This window comes from Rhodococcus sp. G6(2025) (assembly GCF_058628105.1).
The window spans coordinates 788,126-807,828 of sequence record NZ_CP179750.1 but is presented as its reverse complement, the minus strand read 5'-3'; the positions used below and the strand labels follow the sequence as shown (position 1 = coordinate 807,828).

The 19,703-nt window shown below is 66.4% G+C and carries 25 protein-coding genes; 9 read left to right on the top strand and 16 right to left on the bottom strand.

The features are described from left to right. Positions 1-10: 10 nt before the first annotated feature. Positions 11-205 carry a CbtB domain-containing protein gene (locus ACLIVD_RS03925; protein ID WP_005244930.1) on the top strand — a complete coding sequence of 65 codons (195 nt, stop codon included), beginning with the start codon at positions 11-13 and terminating at the stop codon, positions 203-205. Continuing rightward, entirely contained in the window at positions 196-990 is a 795-nt protein-coding gene (locus ACLIVD_RS03920) for a CbtA family protein (protein WP_280779113.1), read from the top strand. Before ACLIVD_RS03925 ends, ACLIVD_RS03920 begins: the two co-directional genes overlap by 10 nt. Before the next feature lie 11 nt (positions 991-1,001). Here the strand turns inward: ACLIVD_RS03920 and ACLIVD_RS03915 are convergent, their stop codons facing one another. Continuing rightward, entirely contained in the window at positions 1,002-1,943 is a 942-nt protein-coding gene (locus ACLIVD_RS03915; RefSeq protein WP_283354781.1) for a DUF5996 family protein, read from the bottom strand. Positions 1,944-2,085: 142 nt separating this feature from the next. Here ACLIVD_RS03915 and ACLIVD_RS03910 point away from each other — a divergent pair, with 142 nt between their 5' ends. Continuing rightward, the gene (locus tag ACLIVD_RS03910) at positions 2,086-2,541 is read left to right on the top strand and encodes a hypothetical protein (RefSeq protein ID WP_491931972.1); all 456 of its coding nucleotides are present in this window, start codon (positions 2,086-2,088) and stop codon (positions 2,539-2,541) included. On the opposite strand, the gene ACLIVD_RS03905 is transcribed toward ACLIVD_RS03910, so the two are convergent. Next, positions 2,538-3,203, bottom strand: coding sequence for a DsbA family oxidoreductase (locus ACLIVD_RS03905; protein ID WP_283334961.1), 666 nt, complete (start codon positions 3,201-3,203; stop codon positions 2,538-2,540). The genes ACLIVD_RS03910 and ACLIVD_RS03905 overlap by 4 nt on opposite strands. A gap of 252 nt (positions 3,204-3,455) precedes the next feature. Here ACLIVD_RS03905 and ACLIVD_RS03900 point away from each other — a divergent pair, with 252 nt between their 5' ends. Genes ACLIVD_RS03900 through ACLIVD_RS03880 form a run of 5 tightly spaced genes read left to right on the top strand, consistent with a single transcriptional unit; the run spans position 3,456 to position 5,430 of the window. Continuing rightward, complete coding sequence (locus tag ACLIVD_RS03900; protein WP_005244942.1) at positions 3,456-3,650, top strand: CbtB domain-containing protein; 195 nt, start codon at positions 3,456-3,458, stop codon at positions 3,648-3,650. 22 nt (positions 3,651-3,672) lie between these two features. Further along, a complete protein-coding gene (locus ACLIVD_RS03895; protein ID WP_105419464.1) occupies positions 3,673-4,116 on the top strand; it encodes an SH3-like domain-containing protein in 444 nt (147 codons plus the stop codon). Further along, entirely contained in the window at positions 4,113-4,412 is a 300-nt protein-coding gene (locus tag ACLIVD_RS03890; RefSeq protein ID WP_009477495.1) for an SH3-like domain-containing protein, read from the top strand. The genes ACLIVD_RS03895 and ACLIVD_RS03890 overlap by 4 nt, the downstream gene beginning before the upstream one ends. Next, a complete protein-coding gene (gene scnC / locus ACLIVD_RS03885) occupies positions 4,409-5,098 on the top strand; it encodes a thiocyanate hydrolase subunit gamma (RefSeq protein WP_005244945.1) in 690 nt (229 codons plus the stop codon). The genes ACLIVD_RS03890 and scnC overlap by 4 nt, the downstream gene beginning before the upstream one ends. Continuing rightward, positions 5,095-5,430, top strand: coding sequence for an SH3-like domain-containing protein (locus ACLIVD_RS03880; RefSeq protein WP_011596832.1), 336 nt, complete (start codon positions 5,095-5,097; stop codon positions 5,428-5,430). The genes scnC and ACLIVD_RS03880 overlap by 4 nt, the downstream gene beginning before the upstream one ends. A 10-nt stretch (positions 5,431-5,440) precedes the next feature. Here the strand turns inward: ACLIVD_RS03880 and ACLIVD_RS03875 are convergent, their stop codons facing one another. Together ACLIVD_RS03875 and ACLIVD_RS03870 are read right to left on the bottom strand one after the other, a co-directional pair. Beyond that, a complete protein-coding gene (locus tag ACLIVD_RS03875; RefSeq protein WP_005244949.1) occupies positions 5,441-5,878 on the bottom strand; it encodes an OsmC family protein in 438 nt (145 codons plus the stop codon). A 39-nt stretch (positions 5,879-5,917) separates the two neighbouring features. Continuing rightward, complete coding sequence (locus ACLIVD_RS03870) at positions 5,918-6,865, bottom strand: helix-turn-helix transcriptional regulator (protein WP_491932844.1); 948 nt, start codon at positions 6,863-6,865, stop codon at positions 5,918-5,920. A 37-nt stretch (positions 6,866-6,902) separates the two neighbouring features. Between ACLIVD_RS03870 and ACLIVD_RS03865 the strand changes: the two genes are divergently transcribed. After that, on the top strand, positions 6,903-7,511 hold the full coding sequence (locus tag ACLIVD_RS03865; protein WP_420228793.1) for a TIGR03086 family metal-binding protein: 609 nt from the start codon (positions 6,903-6,905) through the stop codon (positions 7,509-7,511). A 68-nt stretch (positions 7,512-7,579) separates the two neighbouring features. Here ACLIVD_RS03865 and ACLIVD_RS03860 read toward each other — a convergent pair whose 3' ends face one another. The 12 genes from ACLIVD_RS03860 to ACLIVD_RS03805 form a co-directional block, all read right to left on the bottom strand. Beyond that, entirely contained in the window at positions 7,580-10,117 is a 2,538-nt protein-coding gene (locus ACLIVD_RS03860; RefSeq protein WP_005244954.1) for an ATP-dependent Clp protease ATP-binding subunit, read from the bottom strand. Between the two features lie 605 nt (positions 10,118-10,722). Then, entirely contained in the window at positions 10,723-11,658 is a 936-nt protein-coding gene (locus ACLIVD_RS03855; RefSeq protein ID WP_271209511.1) for an esterase/lipase family protein, read from the bottom strand. Between the two features lie 101 nt (positions 11,659-11,759). Further along, positions 11,760-12,110 (bottom strand): histone-like nucleoid-structuring protein Lsr2, encoded by a 351-nt coding sequence (locus ACLIVD_RS03850; RefSeq protein WP_005244957.1) that lies wholly within the window; start codon positions 12,108-12,110, stop codon positions 11,760-11,762. Between the two features lie 138 nt (positions 12,111-12,248). Further along, positions 12,249-13,760: a lysine--tRNA ligase gene (lysS, locus tag ACLIVD_RS03845; RefSeq protein ID WP_283334962.1), complete on the bottom strand. Its 1,512-nt coding sequence runs from the start codon at positions 13,758-13,760 to the stop codon at positions 12,249-12,251. A gap of 45 nt (positions 13,761-13,805) precedes the next feature. Next, a complete protein-coding gene (locus tag ACLIVD_RS03840; protein WP_005244960.1) occupies positions 13,806-14,228 on the bottom strand; it encodes a rhodanese-like domain-containing protein in 423 nt (140 codons plus the stop codon). After that, positions 14,225-14,758 (bottom strand): cysteine dioxygenase, encoded by a 534-nt coding sequence (locus ACLIVD_RS03835; protein ID WP_280779119.1) that lies wholly within the window; start codon positions 14,756-14,758, stop codon positions 14,225-14,227. Before ACLIVD_RS03835 ends, ACLIVD_RS03840 begins: the two co-directional genes overlap by 4 nt. A 122-nt stretch (positions 14,759-14,880) precedes the next feature. Next, positions 14,881-15,696 carry a type III pantothenate kinase gene (locus tag ACLIVD_RS03830; protein WP_009477485.1) on the bottom strand — a complete coding sequence of 272 codons (816 nt, stop codon included), beginning with the start codon at positions 15,694-15,696 and terminating at the stop codon, positions 14,881-14,883. Positions 15,697-15,699: 3 nt separating this feature from the next. After that, positions 15,700-16,146, bottom strand: a complete 447-nt coding sequence (gene panD, locus ACLIVD_RS03825) for an aspartate 1-decarboxylase (protein WP_005262154.1) — start codon at positions 16,144-16,146, stop codon at positions 15,700-15,702. Positions 16,147-16,164: 18 nt separating this feature from the next. After that, positions 16,165-17,103 (bottom strand): pantoate--beta-alanine ligase, encoded by a 939-nt coding sequence (panC, locus tag ACLIVD_RS03820; protein ID WP_477951593.1) that lies wholly within the window; start codon positions 17,101-17,103, stop codon positions 16,165-16,167. Positions 17,104-17,108: 5 nt separating this feature from the next. Continuing rightward, positions 17,109-18,035 carry a Rossmann-like and DUF2520 domain-containing protein gene (locus tag ACLIVD_RS03815; protein ID WP_011596825.1) on the bottom strand — a complete coding sequence of 309 codons (927 nt, stop codon included), beginning with the start codon at positions 18,033-18,035 and terminating at the stop codon, positions 17,109-17,111. Between the two features lie 147 nt (positions 18,036-18,182). Next, on the bottom strand, positions 18,183-19,157 hold the full coding sequence (locus ACLIVD_RS03810; RefSeq protein WP_491931971.1) for a DUF6779 domain-containing protein: 975 nt from the start codon (positions 19,155-19,157) through the stop codon (positions 18,183-18,185). 70 nt (positions 19,158-19,227) lie between these two features. Continuing rightward, the gene (locus ACLIVD_RS03805) at positions 19,228-19,695 is read right to left on the bottom strand and encodes a DUF3180 domain-containing protein (protein WP_192817860.1); all 468 of its coding nucleotides are present in this window, start codon (positions 19,693-19,695) and stop codon (positions 19,228-19,230) included. Between the last annotated feature and the right edge of the window lie 8 nt (positions 19,696-19,703).

The window sequence follows — 19,703 nt, the reverse complement described above, 5'->3', positions numbered from 1 at the left end:
AGGAGGAACTATGGCACTCGCCTACGCACCCGGCTCGTCGGTCGACACGACCCGTCTCGCCGTCATCTCTTTCGCGATCGTTCTGTTCGCGATGCTCGCTCTTTACCTCGTTGGTTTCGACCAGGGCGCGATTTCGCGCAGTGGCATGTACATGCATGAACTGATGCACGACGGCCGCCACCTCCTGGGTCTGCCATGCCACTGACCGATTCCTTCGCGAAACTCCTCATCCGCGGTCTGCTGGCCGGCCTGATCGCAGGCATCCTGGCCGGTGGCGTCGCGTTCGTCCTCGGTGAGTCGCACATCGATGCGGCCATCGCGATCGAAGAGTCGAACAGCGCTGCCGAAGCCGAAGTCCACTCGCACGACGCCACTCAGGCAGCCGAGCCGGCCGGGCACTCGCACGACGAGGAAGACGCACTGGTCAGCCGTGACGGACAGCGCTTCGGGCTGTTCCTCGCCACGTCCCTCGCGGGCCTGGCTCTGGGAGCGATCTTCGCCGTCGTCGCGAATTACGCACGTCGAGTGACGACGCTGTCCGGACCGCTGCTCGGTCTGACATTGGCCACATTGGGCTGGTTGGCAATCGAGGCGGTGCCGTTCTTCAAGTACCCCGCCAACCCGCCGGCTGTCGGAGACCCCGAAACGATCACTCAGCGCACCTGGCTGTGGCTCGCCGCCGTCGTCCTGGGTCTGCTCGCGGTGGTGGCCTCCGTCTTCGCGGCGAAGGCCGTCGCAGCGCAGGAATTCCTGTCGGTGCGAATCGCGGCGCCGGTTCTCGCCTTCCTCGTGGTGGTGACCATCGGCTACCTCGTGCTGCCCACCGTCAACGAAGTGGGCGACGACTTCCCCGCAGTGCTGCTGTGGCAGTTCCGGCTGTCGTCCCTCGCGACGCAGGCCACGTTGTGGCTGGTTCTCGGACTGGCATTCGCGTTCCTCACGGAGCGCGCCACCCGGGCCACGGCGCCCGCGCCGGCGAACGCCGCCTGACCCACAGGGCGTCAGCGGGATTTGTCCCATCGGGCCGGGTCCGCCTCCAGGGCGGCCCGGTCCCAGGCACCCCGCTCGGCGGCCGCGTCGTACGTGCTGTGCAGGAACTTCAGCAGTGCGGCATCGGGATCGTCTGCGGTGCGGACAGTCTCGTACGGCAGCAGGAACTGCCCGTTCTCCTTGCTGTAGAAGGCTCCGTCGGGCCCGACCGGGTAGTCGGCGAACCCGTCCGGCTCCGGGTAGGCGTACGCGTAGAACGCACCTTCGACCCCACCGCCGGGCCAGAAACCGCAACTGCTCAGCTCGTGCGAGTACCCCTCGACCATCACCCAGTCTCCGCAGTTCGGCGCTCCCCCAGGGTGAGTCGGTGCTGTTCGTCCGGAGAACCGCGTACAGGCCAGGTCGAGCGCACCCCAGAAGAAGTGCACGGGACTGACCTTCCCGATGAAATGGGAACGGAACTCGTGCAGGACGCGGTCGGCCTGCACAAGCTGCCGCCAGAACTGGTGCACCGACTCACCGTCGTACGAACAGTGCTGCGTGTCCTCCGCGAACGGGACGGCGGGGTCCACCTCGTTGGGCCGGGCCAGAATGGTCGTCGCCACACCCAGCTCGGCCAGCGTGTCCATCGTCTCCGCATAGAATTCGGCCACCGACTTCGGTTCGAGGGCAACCGTCCCGGTACCGCCCGTGCTGGTGCGGATCACCAGTCGATGATCGGCGAAGTCGAATTCGATGTCGAAACAGTCGGTGCCGTACGGAATCGTCGACGTCGTGAGACCGCGGGGGCTCACGTACAGCGGGACCTGCCACCAGTGGTTGATCAGCGGTGCGTGGGCCAAGCGGATCTTCCCGACGATCTGCGTCCACATGTGCAGGGTGTTCCGCGTCGACGTCCAGTCGTCCACCTTCAACGCCGGCCACGCATCTCCTGATCGTGTCTGCTCACGCACAGTGCCTCCCTGCCGACGACGTGCATTTCAATGTGCCCCTGGTGCGGGGTGATGGCAAGCGTGTCGCACCGATACCCGGGTAGGGGTGGACTCCACTCTCCGGGGTGATGTGCCGCGACGTCGCCGATACCAGCATGGGGACATGACCACTCGTACTGCACCCTCGGTCCCGCAGCCGGTCGAGCACGCGTACTGGCTGCTCGGCCTCGCCCTGTCCGCCGGCGTGGTCGAGGCCATCGCACACACGTCGACGGCATTGGAGGGCCCCGACGCCGACGTCGGCAGCCTCGCCCGACAACTCGTGGTCCGCGTCGTCGTCTACGGCGCGGTGCTGTTCGTCATGACCCGATTCCGCAGTGGCCGGGCGTGGGCGCGGAACACCCTCGCGATCGGTCTCGGCGTGTTCGGTGTCGCTTCGCTCGTGATGGAACCGATCGCCTGGATGTGGGCCGGCAACGACTCGATGTCCGCCGTCTCCGGCCTGACCCTCGACGTCGCGGTGATCGCGACCGCCCGGCTCACCCATCTCGTGGCGGTGATCGCGGCGGTGGCACTCATGTTCCGGCCCGACGCCAACCCGTACTTCACGCGCCGCTAGTTCACCGGCGCCGCGCTCGCCTGCGTCAGAAGCTGCAGGAACACGTCCTTCGGTTGCGCGCCGGACACGGCGACGCGGCGGTTGGCGACGAAGAACGGCACCGCCGACACCTGCAGGCGACGGGCGACCTCGAGGTCGGCGCGGACCGCGTCCGCACCAGCATCGGACTCGAGTTCGGCGCGCACGGTGTGGGCGTCGAGCCCGGCACGCGACCCGATGTCGACGAGCACCTCACGGTCGTCGATCACGGCCCCCTCACCGAAGTGGGCGCGGAACAGTGCCTCCACCACGGTATCTCGCTGATCTCCCGCCAAGTGGATCAACCGGTGGGCGTCGAAGGTATTGGCGGCGATCACGGTGTCGAAGTCGAGACTCAGGCCTTCGTCGGCCGCCGTGCGCGCAACGTGACCGAACATCTGACGGACCTGCTCGGCAGGCATACCCTTGCTCTCCACCAGGGCGTCGAGTTCACTGCGCCGTTCCCCCACCGGCGTCTCCGGCGACAGCTGATACGACCGCCACACCACGTTCACCCGGTCGCGCCCCTCGAACTCCGCGAGGGCCGACAGGAAACGGTGCTTGCCGATGTAGCACCAGGGGCAGGCGACGTCGGACCAGATCTCGATCTCGATGTCGCCGTCGGTGTTCTGCTGTGTCGTCACAGTTCAGTGGAACGAATCGCTGGCGCATTCTGTTCCGCCAGGTTCGACAGGTGTTTGTCTTGGTTCGCCGCGCTGCATTTCCGCACGCCGGATTCGACCGAACGGTACGGTGATGGGATCGACACGGCGGGAGTAACGTCGTATCGATCGTGCCGCTGAGCAAGGGGCGCTCGTCGCGATGCCCGGACAATCGGCGGTTCGATGATCGTAAAACCCGAAGATCGTGGAACCCGAACTCCTCCAGGAGTAGCCATGGTTTACGTCTCCTCACCGAGCAAGTCCGTCGAGTCACTCGGAATCGTGCTGATCGCCGTCGGAGTCGTCCTGCTCGCTCTGCTCACCCTCTACCTGGTCGGATTCGACCAGGGTGCGATCTCCCGAAGTGGCATGTACCTGCACGAATTGATGCACGACGGCCGCCACCTCCTGGGAGTTCCCTGTCACTAGTTCCACCACGACGGAGCACGCGATGAACTCTCCAGCAGATTTCGAAGCACAGGCGAACAGGGTCGCGGAGTACGGCCCGGTCCATCACGTCGAGATGGATTCGCCGTATTACCTGTCCAATTCCGCGTTCGACGCGTTGCGGCACGTTCTCCACGACGTCGGCGGCCAGAACGCCCTTCCCGTCAAGTACGAGGAGAAGGTCGAAGAAGACTGGGAGATGAGCACATACGTCACGTGCGAATGCCTCGGGTGGCGCGGTGTGTGGAACTCCGAGGAGCGCCGCCGCGCCGAGAACGACCTGGGCGCCACGCTCTACTTCGGGTTGCCGTACTACGCGCGGTGGATCACGGTGGCCGCCAAGACGCTCATCAACAAGGGCCTGATCACGCCCGACGAACTGTCCGCCAAAATCGACGAAGTCCGGGCCCGTTCGGGTGGCGGGAACGCGACTGGAGGCCAGTCATGACGAAGTTCGAGATCGGCGACCGGGTCACCGTCAAGGACGCGACGTCGATGTTCCACACCCGAACCCAGGCATTCATCCGCGGGCACACCGGCGTGGTCGTCGAACACCGCCCGGAGTGGGTGATTCCCGAGGACGAGGCGTGGGGACGCGTGGAAGACGGCCGGACCGAGCCGTTCTACGTCGTCCGCTTCCGGCAGACCGACCTGTGGCCCCGCTACACCGGATTCGAGATCGACACGTTGGAAACCGAGTGCTCCGAGCGCTGGCTCGAGCCGGCAGGAGAGGCGGACACATGACGCATTCGCACGACGATCACGCCCCGATCCAGGCCTCGGAGGAGGTCAGCGAGTTCGAGATCCTGGAGACCGCCATTCGGGAACTGTCCATCGAGCACGGCCTGTTCTCCCGCGAGGATCACCGCCGCTTCTCCGAATGGGCCGAATCGGTAGGGCCGTCGGGTGGTTCGAAATTGGTCGCGAAGGCGTGGGTCGACCCGGAGTTCAAGAAGCGACTGCTGGCCGACGGCACCGAAACCTGCAAGGAAGTGGGGATCGACTGGCGCGATCCGACCGGATCGGGCACCCCGAGCGACTACACGTACTTCTACGTGCTGGAGAACACCCCGAAAGTCCACAACGTCATCGTCTGCACATTGTGTTCGTGCTATCCGCGGCCCGTTCTCGGTATGTCTCCGGACTGGTACCGCACCCCCAACTATCGCCGCCGGTTGGTGCGCTGGCCCCGCGAGGTGATCGCCGAATTCGGCTTGCACTTCCCGTCGGATGTCGAAGTGCGCGTGCATGATTCGAACCAGAAATCACGATTCATGGTGATGCCGATGCGCCCGGAGGGCACCGAGGGGTGGAGTGAGGAACAACTGGCGTCGATCGTCACCCGCGACACGATGATCGGTGTCGCCGTACCGCAGGTCGACTGGACCGCGACCACACCACCCTCGGACAACGGAGGAACCGCGCGATGATGACGGACAAGGCCTACGACGTCATCCTGAACACGCTGACGCCGGAGACGACCCGCGACGACGTCACGCTACCGGACCTCGACCGCAAACCCGACCCGTGGGAATCGAGCATGCAGGCCACCGCGGAATGCCTGTCCTGGCGTGGCGCCTGGGACAATCTCGACAGGCGCCACACCGAGGACCAACTGGGCGAAACCATCTACCGCGACTTCCCCGTCCGCTCCCGGTCCGTCGTCGCCACCGCTCACGCGTTGATGGACAAGGGCGTCATCAGCCCGGACGAACTCGAGGCGAAGATGGAGGAAGTGCGGGCACGGTTCAACCGTCAGTAGCCGGCTGCACTCAGGATTCGAGTGCCGCGTCCAGCGTGATCTCGACTCCGGTGAGCGCCTTGCTCACGGGGCACGACTCCTTGGCGGCCTGAGCTGCCTTCGCGAACCCGTCGGCGTCGAGACCGTCCACCTCGCCGCGGACCGTCAGCTTGATGCCGGTGAGCTTGAACCCCGGGTTGTCCGGTCCGAGTGAGACATCCGCCTTCACCTCGAGGCTCTGCGGGGTGCCGCCTGCCTCCGCGATGAGCGCGGACAGCTGCATCGCATAGCAGGAGGAATGCGCCGCGGCGATCAGCTCCTCCGGGCTGGTGGTTCCACCAGCCTCTTCGGCCGCCCGCTTCGGGAACGAGACGTCGAAGGTCGCGACACCGGAACTGGTGAGTTCCACCTGGCCGCTTCCCTGTTCGAGCGATCCGTTCCAAGCGGTCCGTGCGGTACGTGTCGGCATGCCACATCCTCTCGTGGTTCTTCGGTTTACGTGTCGAACCTACTCGTACCGGGCGGCCATCCGCAGCGCGCGGGAACGCAGGGCCGCCCGCAGAGCGTCCGGTGCCAGCACTTCCGCGTCCTCACCGAACGCCCACAGAACCCCGCGTGCGTGGGAGTCGTCGCCGAACACCACTTCCAGGCGCACCCGGTCGTCGTCGACCGACTGCTCGGAGCGGACGGCGTAGGCACGCTCCACCAGGTCGTCGCGTCGCTCACGGCGCACGAGAACGTCGGCGACCACCGGCGTCCCGCGCGCCCGGAACTCAGAACGGCGACGCTCCCAGATCGCGGCGAGGTCGATGTCGGCCGATCGCTGCGCCGGCTCGTCGAGTTCGCGGACGTCCTCGATGCGCTCGAGCCGGTACGTCCGATCGCGGCCGGCGTCCGTCGCCACCAGATACCACCGTCCCGCCGCATGGATGAGCCCCTGTGGGTCGATGACGCGCCACACCGCATCGTTGCCCCGCGACGGGTACAGGATGCTCAGCCGCCGGCCCACGAACACCGCCTGCTGGATCAGCCCGAGATGATCGTCCACCGGTTCCGGATCGGTCAGCCACGATCCCTGGGTGACGAACACCCGCTCCGCCACCTTGGTCGCCGCCGCCCGGTGCGCGTCCGGCATCGCCGCCACCACCTTGCGCATCGCCGACGCGAACGCCGCCATGCCCAGCGATTCCGACGTCATCGCCGACCCTGCCGCCAGCAGAGCCTTGGCCTCGTCGACGGTCAGGCCTGTGAGGTCGGTGGTGAAGCCCGGCAGCAACTCGAAGCCGCCGTCACGACCGCGTTCGGCATACACCGGTATCCCCGCCGTCGACAGTGCGTCGATGTCCCGCAGCACGGTGCGCGGGGACACCTCGAGTTCGCGGGCCAGCGCCGACGCCGACATACGCCCGCGGTTACGAAGCAGGAGGACGAGCGAGAGCAGGCGGTCGGCGCGCATGCGGAAAGTCTGGCAGAAATACATGACAGGAGATGTCATGTTTCACGGCGATAGTTGCCTCATGACACACAACACGACCGACCCCCGGCCCCTGTACCGCGAAGCCCTCTCCTGGACCACCGCCCTCATCGAGAAGGTCCGCGACGACCAGCTGACGGCATCCACTCCTTGCGCCGACTTCGACGTCCGCACCCTGCTCGGCCACCTCGTCGCCACCGTGGAGCGTGCCCGCGTGATCGGTGAGGGCGGCGACCCGGGCACCGTTCCGCTCGTCGTCACCGACACCCCCGACGATGGCTACGCACACGCCTACCGCTCCGCCGCGGACCGCATGTGGCCCGTCTGGACCGACGACAGCCGGCTCGACGCGACGGTGACCGCGCCGTGGGGCACCGTCCCCGGCCGCGCCGCGATCTGGGGCTACATCAACGAGACCCTCGTGCACGGGTGGGACCTGGCCGTCGCCACCGGCCAACCCTCCGAAACCCGCCCGGAAATCGCCGAGGCCATGCTCGCCGTCGCACGGCACGCGATCCCGGCGGAGACGCGCGGCGGCCACGTGCCGTTCGCGGACGTAGTCGAACCGCACCCCACCGCCGGACCCACCGAGCGCCTCGCCAACTGGTCGGGACGCAAGAGCATCTGACCCGCACACACGAACGGGCCGCCGGTGGAAAACCACCGGCGGCCCGTTGTCGTTCGGTTACTGCCTGTCTACTCCGAGTCGGCTGCGCCGGACTTCGCCAGGTCGACCGGAACCTCGTCGGGCACCGTGACCGGCTTCGTCTCGCCACGGAACGTGAACTTCGCGTCCTCGCCCGCGCCTTCGCCGTCCCAGTTCTCGACGTCGACGTACACGATCTGACCGGGGCCGACCTCGCCGAAGAGGATCTTCTCCGACAGCTGGTCCTCGATCTCGCGCTGGATGGTGCGACGCAGCGGCCGCGCACCCAGGACCGGATCGAAGCCACGCTTGGCCAGCAGCGACTTGGCCTTGTCGGTGACCTCCATCGTCATGTCCTTGTTCTTCAAGGCCACCTCGACGCGTGCCACCATCAGGTCCACCATCTGAACGATCTGCTCGGTGGTGAGCTGGTGGAACACGACGATGTCGTCGATGCGGTTGAGGAACTCGGGACGGAAGTGCTTCTTCAGCTCGTCGTGCACCTTGAGCTTCATCCGCTCGTAGTTCGACTCGTCGCCCTTACCGGACGTGAAGCCGAGACCCACAGCCTTGGAGATGTCCGAGGTACCGAGGTTCGAGGTGAAGATGAGCACCGTGTTCTTGAAGTCCACGGTCCGGCCCTGACCGTCGGTGAGACGGCCGTCTTCCAGCACCTGCAGGAGGGTGTTGTAGATCTCCTGGTGTGCCTTCTCGATCTCGTCGAACAGCACCACGCTGAACGGCTTGCGGCGCACCTTCTCGGTGAGCTGGCCGCCCTCTTCGTAGCCGACGTAGCCGGGAGGGGCACCGAACAGCCGCGACGCGGTGAAGCGGTCGTGGAACTCACCCATGTCGATCTGGATGAGAGCGTCGTCCTCACCGAACAGGAAGTTGGCGAGCGACTTGGCCAGCTCGGTCTTACCGACACCGGACGGGCCGGCGAAGATGAACGAACCGGACGGACGCTTCGGGTCCTTCAGGCCGGCACGGGTACGACGGATGGCCTTGGCGACAGCCTTGACCGCGTCTTCCTGACCGATGATCCGCTTGTGCAGCTCCTCCTCCATGCGGAGCAGACGCGTGGTCTCCTCCTCGGTGAGCTTGAACACGGGGATGCCGGTCCAGTTACCCAGGACCTCGGCGATCTGCTCGTCGTCGACCTCGGCGATGACGTCCAGGTCACCGGAACGCCACTGCTTCTCCCGCTCCGCACGCTGAGCGACGAGGGTCTTCTCCTTGTCGCGCAGGTTCGCGGCCTTCTCGAAGTCCTGCGCGTCGATCGCGGACTCCTTCTCGCGGCGGGCGTCGGCGATCTTGTCGTCGAACTCCCGGAGGTCCGGCGGTGCGGTCATCCGGCGGATGCGCATCCGGGCTCCGGCCTCGTCGATGAGGTCGATGGCCTTGTCCGGCAGGAAGCGGTCGTTGATGTAGCGATCGGCCAGGGTGGCCGCGGCGACGAGTGCACCGTCTGTGATGGACACGCGGTGGTGCGCCTCGTAACGGTCGCGAAGACCCTTGAGGATCTCGATGGTGTGTTCCACCGTCGGCTCGCCGACCTGCACCGGCTGGAAGCGGCGCTCGAGTGCGGCGTCCTTCTCGATGTACTTGCGGTACTCGTCGAGGGTGGTGGCACCGATGGTCTGCAGCTCACCGCGGGCGAGCTTCGGCTTGAGGATCGAGGCCGCGTCGATGGCGCCCTCGGCCGCGCCTGCACCCACGAGGGTGTGCAGCTCGTCGATGAACAGGATGATGTCGCCGCGGGTGTTGATCTCCTTGAGGACCTTCTTCAGGCGCTCTTCGAAGTCACCGCGGTAGCGGCTGCCTGCCACGAGCGACCCGAGGTCAAGCGTGTACAGCTGCTTGTCCTTGAGCGTCTCGGGGACCTCGCCGTTGACGATGGCCTGAGCGAGACCCTCGACGACGGCGGTCTTACCGACACCGGGCTCGCCGATCAGCACCGGGTTGTTCTTGGTACGGCGCGACAGCACCTGCATGACGCGCTCGATTTCCTTCGAGCGGCCGATGACGGGGTCGAGCTTGCCTTCGAGGGCGGCCTGGGTGAGGTTGCGACCGAACTGGTCGAGCACCAGCGACGTGGACGGAGTGCCCGCCTCGCCGCGAGTGCCGCCGGCCTCGGCCGGCTCCTTGCCCTGGTAGCCGGAGAGCAGCTGGATGACCTGCTGACGCACCCGGTTGAGGTCGGCACCGAGCTTGACCAGCACCTGCGCTGCGACGCCTTCACCCTCGCGGATGAGGCCGAGCAGGATGTGCTCCGTGCCGATGTAGTTGTGTCCGAGCTGCAGTGCCTCGCGCAGGCTGAGCTCCAGGACTTTTTTGGCACGCGGGGTGAAGGGGATGTGGCCGGACGGGGCCTGCTGGCCCTGGCCGATGATCTCCTCGACCTGGCTGCGCACTCCTTCGAGGGAGATGCCCAACGACTCCAGCGACTTGGCAGCGACACCTTCGCCCTCATGAATGAGGCCGAGCAGGATGTGCTCCGTACCGATGTAGTTGTGGTTGAGCATCCTGGCTTCTTCTTGAGCCAGGACAACAACGCGCCGTGCGCGATCGGTGAACCTCTCGAACATCGCTCTCCCTCACACTTTCCGACGTGCAGTCACGAGACCGGGTGTCTCGTCCCTGTTCGCCGCGTTTCGCTCCGGCACTACAAGCAGATCGCCAGCGCCTGCTCGGAGGGCAGAAGCCCCGAACCGACGAAGGTTCCACGACCCCAGCTATTACTCTAGTTGGCTGCCGATCGACCTGCTGCCCCTCCACCCCTTTAGGTGGAAGAGCAGGCCTGCTTACCCGTATTTAACGCCCCAGCTCCGGCAATCGTTTCCCCTTCGCTGTACGCCTGGAGCGAACAGGTTCCGCGATGCCGATGTGGACCACCATTTCGTAGCCACCGGGACTGGCTCGAATGGACACTTCTTTCCAGTTGTTCACCATCCAGACGTTCCTGGACGGGACCCTGCGGGCACGTCGTGACCGCGGTGTCGCAGAAATGCGACAACCTCTTGCCCGCGTAGTTCGCGACCCGTTCCCCGAAGGAAGCGAGACCTGCGTGTCCGGACAGGGTATGTCGATGAGCTGTGAGTTCGCCACCCATACCTTTCCGCCGGCGTCGGCGGCGATACCCAGCGGGTTGCTCAGGACTCCCCCCGGTAACCGGCGACGAGGCGAGAAAGGGCTACCCCGCGACGGGGGCGACGAAACGGCACGGCACGTCTCGCGGGTGGGCGGGATCGAGCGCGTTGAGCACGAATCCGGCAGCCCGTGCCGAACCGGCGACGGCGACGTGGTCGGAGTAGTCCTGCTCGCAACCGTCCTGGACGACGATGTTCGTGGTGTTCGGGCCCGGCTCGATGCCGCTCGTGTACGGGACGACCAGTTCGTCGTAGCGGGTGGCGATGTTCGTGTACTCGATGCCGGGAACGTAGACCCCGTCCGCCCGCATGCGGTCGATGAACGCGGACCCCTGGAACATCTCGGGACAGGCCCCACAGACGGGGAAACCTGCCGCCACCTCGTCGTCGATACCGAGCGCCCGCATGGACCGCCCGACGCTGATCTGATCGGTGCCGTACGTGCCGTGCCACGGCGGTGCCAGTGACACGATCTTCGAGACCTTGTCTGCGCCGCCGAAGAACTTCACGTAGTTGTTCGCCTGCAGGGTGCCCTGGGAATGTCCGACGAGATCGACTTTCGAGGCCCCCGTGCTCGACAGCACCTGATCGACGAACGTGGCGATCTGAGCGGTGCCGGTGTCGATGGGAGTCATCCCGCCGATAGCATCGAGCGGCCACGGCAGTTCGGGGAAGTTACCGTAGGTGAGGGAATACACGCAGTAGCCCTCGTTGGCGAGGAGCGGTGCGTACACCGCCCAGTTGGTCTGGCGTGCGCCTCCCGTGCCGTGGACGAGGACCACCGGTTCGGGATGCGCGTCACTCGGCACGCAGGACCAGTCGTTCGAACCCGGGGCCGAACCGCCCGGATTTCCCAATTCGAGGGGCACTCCGGCGAGGAAGGAATCCGGCACCGGATAGGTCGGCGCTGCGGACGCCACCCCGGACCACATCACGAACGCCAGGAACAGAATCCCTGAAACGGTCACGCAGCGCCGCACAGCTACCCCCCCGAACTTCCCGATTAACGGATCAGTGCGGGACGGTAACAGTCCAGGTCACGTCGCGGAGCGAATCAGCGAATTCTGTCCCCAGCTAACTTTCAGTTCGCCTTGTTGTAGGCGTCGATAATTTCCGCGGAGATACGTCCGCGCGCAGAAACCTTTTTGTTGTTCTTGCGCGCCCATTCCCGGATAGCGGCGCTCTGTTCCCGATCGACCGAAACTCGGGACTTGGTGGCGGCCGGAGCCGCCACGGCCTTGCCGCGCTTGCGCGAGCTCACCTTGCGCGCGTGGGAAACCCACACGTCGAGCTGCTCGCGCAATTTCGCCGCATTCTCCGAGGAAAGGTCGATCTCGTACTGAACACCGTCGAGTCCGAACTCGACCGTCTCGTCGGCAGACGCCTCTTGATCGACATCGTCGATCAGGGTGACAGTGACCTTCTTAGCCATGGGATGAAATTCCTCTCGAATGAAGCGACGTCTCATCGTCAACGTGAGCTACGACCCGGAGGTAACCATACCCCTGTTCTTCCGATTCGGAATACGAGGAATGGATCGAATTTATCCGCGCGAATTCACCCTGGTGAATCAGCGAGAAGAAGGCCGAACAATGGGAAAGAGGATTGTTTCGCGGATTCCCAATCCCGTCAAAGCCATGAGCAGACGGTCGATTCCCATTCCGGTGCCGGTGGTCGGCGGCATTCCCTGCTCCATTGCGGCGAGGAATTCTTCGTCGAGGGCCATCGCCTCGTCGTCACCGGCCGACGCGAGACGCGCCTGATCGACGAACCGCTCACGCTGGATGACCGGATCGACCAATTCCGAATAGCCCGTAGCCAACTCGAAGCCGCGGATGTAGAGGTCCCACTTCTCGGTCACCCCGGCCTTGCTGCGGTGGTCACGAGTCAGCGGTGACGTCTCGACCGGGAAATCACGGACGAACGTCGGCTCGAACAACTGGTCGCCGCACTGGTGCTCCCACAGTTCCTCGACGAGCTTCCCGTGCCCGTAACCCTTGTCCTTGGGGACCTCCAGGCCCACCTTCTCGGCGAGCGCCAGTAATTCCTCGACGGTGGTATCCGGAGTGACCTCGACACCGATCGCCTGCGACAGCGACGGGTACATCTCGAGGGTCTTCCATTCACCACTGAGGTCGTATTCGGTGCCGTCGGCGAGAGTGACGACCTGCGAACCGAAAGCGGCCTGCGCCACTTCCTGGACGAGTTCGCGGATCATCACGGCGGAATCGTCGTACGTGCCGTACGCCTCATATGTCTCGAGCATCGCGAATTCCGGCGAGTGCGTCGAATCGACACCCTCGTTGCGGAAATTCCGGTTGATCTCGAAGACCTTCTCGATACCGCCGACGACGCACCGCTTCAGGAACAGTTCGGGCGCGATACGGAGATAGAGGTCGATATCGAGGGCATTGGAATGAGTGATGAACGGGCGGGCCGCGGCGCCACCCGCCACCGTCTGCAGCATCGGCGTCTCGACCTCGAGGAACCCGCGACGCTCGAGCGCGTTCCGGAGCTCACGGACGACAGCCACCCGCTTACGCGCGTTCTCCCGTGCCTCGGAGCGCACGATCAGATCGGCGTAGCGCTGCCGGACCCGCGACTCCTCGTTCATCTCCTTGTGCGCAACGGGCAGGGGCCGGAGCGACTTGGACGCGATCTGCCACGAATCGGCCATCACACTCAGCTCACCGCGGCGGGAACTGATCACCTCGCCGTGCACGAACACGAAGTCACCGAGGTCGACATCGGCCTTCCACAACGCGAGAGCATCCTCGCCGACAGCGGCGAGACTGATCATCGCCTGCAGCTGGGTGCCGTCGCCTTCCTGCAGCGTCGCGAAGCACAACTTGCCCGTGTTGCGCACGAAGATCACCCGGCCGACGACACCGACCTGGTCACCGGTGGCCGTGTCGGGCTCGAGTTCCGGGTACTTGGCCCGGATCTCCGCCAGCGAGTGGGTGCGCGCCACCGACACCGGGTACGCCTCGCGTCCCTCCGCGAGGATGCGCTCACGCTTCTCCTGGCGGATGCGAAGCTGCTCGGGGGTGTCGTCGACTGGCTGGGCTGCTACTTCACTCACGGGTCACCAGCCTAATCGACGCCCGCGCGTGCCCCTATTCAGAGGTCAGTGAGCCGAGACGGTGGCCAGCTCCCGCACGCAGTGCTGCGTGGCGATGAGCGAGCCCAGCAAACCCGCAGCCTTGATCGCCTTGTACCCGCCGACGAGATCGGTCGCCTTGTGCAGACCCAGCTGCTGCAGCGCCGCCGCGGCGAGGCTCGACGTGTAGCCCTCGGAGCAGACGATGATCCACTCGACGTCGTGGTCCACCGCGAGTGCCAGGTGCGCCGAGCTGGTGGGATCGCAACGCCACTCGAGGACGTTGCGTTCGATGGCGAGTGCGCCGGGCAGCGTTCCCTCGATTGCCCGCTGCGCCTGCGGGCGGATGTCCACGACGATCGCGCCACGCGCCACGGCCTCGGGCAGCTCGAATGCGTACATGCGGTCGATCTGGGTGCGGGCCTCTTCGAGCATCTGGTCGATGTTCACTTCGAACCACCCTCGGGGAGATCGGTGAGCTCGGTCCGGGTACGGCGCAGAGTGCCGTGGTCGGTGACCTCGTAATAGGACATGGCCGATAGTGGCGGTGAGTAGGCGTGCACGCTCAGCGTCGGCGTCACCACCTCCGCCCCGGGTGCGTCCGGCGCCCGCGCGACGTCGTGGACCCAGCCGAGCGGGAACGAGGCCTGATCGCCGGCGTCGAGGATGCGGTGACGCAGTCGGTCACCCGCCCAACGGAACTCGGACAGTGCGCCGCTGAGAACAGTGAGCGCGCCGAAAGAGCCTGCGTGGTCGTGCAATTCGGTGTTCCGGTCGGGAACCCAGCTGATCAGCCAGACGTCGACGTCGTCGTCCGAGTAGAGCCGGGTCGACCAGCGCTCGTCGGTGGGCCAGCTCTGCGGGAGCAGGACGTCGTGGCGGCCGTCGAGTACCTCGGATGCACCCTGATCGGTGATGCGCAGCAGGTCAGCCGGGCGAAGACGGGTAGGTACAGATGCAGAAGAATACGTTGCGAGCACGAGAGAGACTCCCAGAAGTGTGAATTGGTCAAGGCAGCGTTCAGCCTCGACAACACTCCTGAGCACTCGTGCAGAGATTCACGGGGACCATTCTGACATAACTTCCGCGAAGAGGGAACCCGTCACTCGAGCGGGCTGCGACGCGCACCCCGGCGAGCCTGATTCCGCTCGTAGACCAGGCGCAGCCCTTCGAGCGTGAGATCCGGTTCGTGCTCGTCGACGGTTTCCGTCTCGGGCATGATCAGCGGCGCGCGGTCACCGGTCGCGATCACCACCACGTCGGAACCGGAGAAGGCGGGCAGTTCCTTGCGCACGCGGCGGACCAGCCCGTCGACGAGGCCGGCGAAACCGAACACCGCACCCGACTGCATGCACTCGACGGTGTTCTTGCCGACGACGGAGCGGGGCCGCACCAGTTCGACCTTGCGCAGCGCCGCCGACTGCGACGCGAGTGCGTCCGAGGAGATCTCGAGGCCGGGCGCGATGGCGCCGCCGAGAAACTCGCCCTTGGCGGACACGACGTCGACACACGTGGACGTCCCGAAGTCGACCACGATGCACGGTGCGTCGTAGAGGTGATGCGCCGCAAGACTGTTCACGATCCGGTCGGCGCCCACCTCCTTGGGGTTGTCGACGAGCAGCGGAACACCGGTTCGCACCCCGGGTTCCACCAGCACGTGCGGGACGTGCCCCCAGTACCGCGTCAGCATCACGCGGATCTCCCGCAGCACCGACGGCACCGTCGACAGCGCGGACACACCGGTGATCTGATCGGTGTGCGTGCCGAGGAGCCCCCGGAAGATGAGGGCCAGTTCGTCCGCCGTCATCCTCGCATCGGTGCGCATCCGCCAGTCCTGCACCAACTTCGAGTGTTCACCGGAACCGGTGAACAGTCCGAGAACGATGTTCGTGTTCCGGACGTCGACGGTGAGGAGCATGGGTTACACCAAACTGGATTCGCGCTCGGCGTCGAGCGTCGACAGCATGCGCGGGGTGATGAGACCGGAGCCCTCCGGCGCGTGCGCCGGGTCGGCGCCGAGCTCGATCGGCGAGTTGGCGGCGTCGACGAACACGACACGCGGCTCGTAGTCGCGCACCTCCTGCTCGTTCATGACGCCGTACGCGATGAGGATGACGAGGTCACCGGGCTTGACCAGATGTGCTGCCGCACCGTTGATCCCGATGACGCCACTTCCCCGCTCGCCTGCGATCACATAGGTTTCGAGCCGCGCGCCGTTGTCGATGTCGACGATGCACACCTGCTCGCCCTCGAGAAGGTCGGCGGCGTCCATCAGATCCTGGTCGACCGTCACCGAGCCCACGTAGTGCAGGTCGGCGTGCGTGACGGTGGCGCGATGGATCTTCGACTTCATCATGGTGCGAAACATGTTGTGGTCCTTACTCTTCTAGCGGGAAAGAAGTTCGTCTGCGGCCGACGCGTCCGACGGTGGTTCGGCGTCGCGTTCGAGGAAACCGGTGCCGACGGCGACACCGACGTTGTCGATCAGGCGGGTGGTCCCGAGCTTGGCGGCGACGAGCAGCCTGCCGTCGCCGCGCTCGGGGGCGGGGCCGAGATCGACGCCTCGCACTTCGAGGTAGTCGACCTCGACCTCCGGGACGGACGCCAGCACCTCGCGCGCAGTGGCGAGGATCGCCTCGGCGCCACCGGCGGCGGCGTGGGCGCCGGCGATCAGAGCCGCGGACAGTGCCGTCGCCGCGCCGCGCTGCGCCTCGTCGAGGTAGCGGTTGCGCGAAGACAGTGCCAGTCCGTCGTGCTCACGCACCGTGGGCACGCCGAAGATCCGGACGTCGAAATTCAGGTCGGTCACCATCTGCCGGATCAACGTCAGCTGCTGGTAGTCCTTCTCACCGAAATACGCGACGTTGGGCGCCGCGATCTGCAGCAGCTTGGCGACGACGGTGAGCATGCCCGCGAAGTGCGTCGGCCTGGACGCGCCCTCCAGCTCGGCGCCCAGCGGTCCGGGATGGATCGTGGTCCGCGGTCCTGCCGGGTACATGGTGGCTGCGGTGGGCACGAACGCCAGCTCGACTCCGGCCTCGCGCAGCAGTTCGAGATCGGCGTCGAGGGTGCGCGGGTAGGCGTCGAGGTCTTCGCCGGCGCCGAACTGCAGCGGGTTGACGAAGATCGAGACGATCACCACCGCGCCGGTGAGCTTGGCCTGCCGCACCAGCTCCAGGTGACCCGTGTGGAGGGCCCCCATCGTCGGCACGAGCGCGACCTGGCGGCCGACACCGCGCAGCGCCTTCGAGACCCGGGTCAGCACGCTCGGGTCGTGGTGCACGGTCAGTTCGCCGCGCTTGTATCCGCCCTGCAGATCGCTCACGGAACTCACCTCCGGTCTTCCAGGATTTCCAGCAGTTCAGGTGTCGCACCGGCGCGTTGCGCCGACCTCAGGGACAGGGCGCGGTAGCCGGCCGCGATCCGCGGATCGACCTCTTCGAGTACCCGCAGATGCGTGGCGACCGCTTCCGAATCGCCCCGCGCGACCGGCCCGGTCAGCGCCGACGGCCCGCGCCGCAGGGCGTTGTCGAGCGCCGCGGACAGCAGCGGCTGGAGTACCCGTTCGGCCAGGCCGTTCGGATCGTCGCCGATCAACTCCTGGCCGAGCAGTTCCTGGCCTTCGAGGGCGACGCGCAGCGCGGCCACGGCGTCGACGACGAGCGTCACCAGGTGGTTGCTGCCGTGGGCGAGAGCGGCGTGGTACAGCGGTCGCATGTCCTCGCGGACCCGGACGGGCTCGCCGCCGATCTCGAGGACCAGCGACTGCGCGATGGCGTAACCGATGTCGTCGGCGGCGGTGATGCCGAAACAGGCGGACGCGAGACGGACGGTGTCCTCGTCGTGCCCGGTGAACGTCATCGCGGGGTGAATCGCGAGCGGTACGACGCCCTGCTCGGTGAGGGGGTCGAGGATCCCGATGCCGTTCGCGCCGGACGTGTGGGCCACGATCGCGCGACTCGGCACCGCACGGGTGGAGGCCAGCCCCGCGATCAGCGACGGCAGTTCGGCGTCGGGGACGGCGAGAACGAGCAGTTCGGAGCGGGCCGCGACCTCTGCCACCGGCAGAATCTCGGTCTCGGGAAGCCGGGTCCGTGCCCGGTGACGTGACGCGTCGGAAACGGCCGAGCAGGCGACGACGACGTGACCTGCCCGCTCCAACGCGGCACCGATTGCTGTACCGACCCGGCCGGCGGAAACGATTCCTACCGTCAACCTCGCAGGCGCAGGGCCATTAGTGATCCCGAAAGAGGTCACCTTCGTCCTCTCGTTCGTTCCAGTCCCGCTCGGCGGGTACCAGACGTTCCAGGGTGAGGATAGCCCGGCTCGAACACACCCCGCCATGCGCTGGCAGAGTGATATATGCCTCACACGATGCGGGTTGATCCTCGGGCGCGTCCGGCCTTATTCGGCCCGGCGGCGCCTGCCTCCGGTGCTCTGGGCGGCCCCGGATGCCGACTGCATGTTGGCCATGATCTCGGCGACGGACCGCCCGTTGGAGTGTGCACCAGACGGTTCGTCGTCCTCGGGCGCCCGTCGGCGGCCCGGCCGCGCTTCGGGCTCAGCCTCGGCCTCTGCCTCTGCCTCTGCCTCGGAGTCGGGCTCGGGCTCGGGCTTCGCGACAGGTTCGGGCTCGACCTCCGCGACCGGCTCCGGCTCGGGTGCCTGCCGGGTCTCGGCACCCTGCTCGGGCTCCGGTTCCGGCTCGACCTCGATCTCGGGTTCGGTGGATCCGGCATAGGCGGGCTCGACGATGGACGTCTCGGCGGTGACCGGGTCGTCGTCCGGATTCGCGAAATGGTGCGACGACTGGGCGGAACCGCTCTGATGCCCCGCCCCGGCGGCATGTCCCGCTCCCGGGATGTACAGGCCCGACGCAGCAGGCTGGTAGCTGCTGTACGACCCGCCGGCAAGTTCCTGCACACGCGTCGAATCCGCCCGCAGCGCGATCCGTTCGGTCGGCATCGCGCCGTCGAACAGGGCCTCGAGATTCTTGCGGAGCGACGAGAGTTCGGCACGCAGCGCGGCGAGTTCTTCGGCGTCGGCGCGCACCTCGCTGCGTACCCGCTTCTCGACGGTGAGCTCGTATTCGCGCCGTGCCGAGATCTCCCGCTCGAGCTGCAACTCGTAGACGGTCTGCAAGTCGTTGACCTTCGCCTTGTCGAGCGCCGACTCGCGCCGGTACTTCGTCATGGCGATGGCACCGACAGTGGCGGCCCACAGTGCGGCCACCAGGCCCACCCGCAGGAGTTGGACGCTGTCGCTGAAGATCAGGAAGAGGGACGCGATCACCGCGAGGGCGAGCAACCCCGCAACGATCATCTGGCTCGCGCTGCGCCTGTTGCGGCGCGCAGACTTGAGGCGACCAGGATTCGTCATGGTGCCAGGGTACTTGGCCGTGAAGGGTGCGCCGCGCATTCCATCGGACCTGCGGCGATCCCCCATGCCCCTAATGCGCCGGCTCGTCCGAGGGGTCGTCGGGGGTGCGGCAGCAGTGTTCCAACCACAGCGCCGCGCCGACGAGGGCGAGCGCAGCGACGAGACCCACCCACGCGCCGGGGGTGTCCGAGACCGCGGCCCGGAGCACCGACCGCTGCGGAAGCAGGTACAGCAGGAAGCCGCCCCACACTCCCGCCGTCGCGGCACCTACGAGCGCGGACGCCTTGGCGAGCGCCGCCACTCGGGCGGCGGTGATCGGGTGAAGCTGACGCGGTCCGTCGCCCACCTGATGATTGCTGACCCGGGATCGCACCATGAACGCGAGCACGACCTCGATCAGCGCGACCGGGTACAGCGACGCCCCGGCGTATACGGGAATCGGCGGAAACGAGCCGTAGAACACGCGGACCAGGATCCAGGTGGCGGCGACGGCGAGAGCGGCCAGGAACAGCAGATCCCAGATCCGGGTGGGTTTCATCGTGCCCG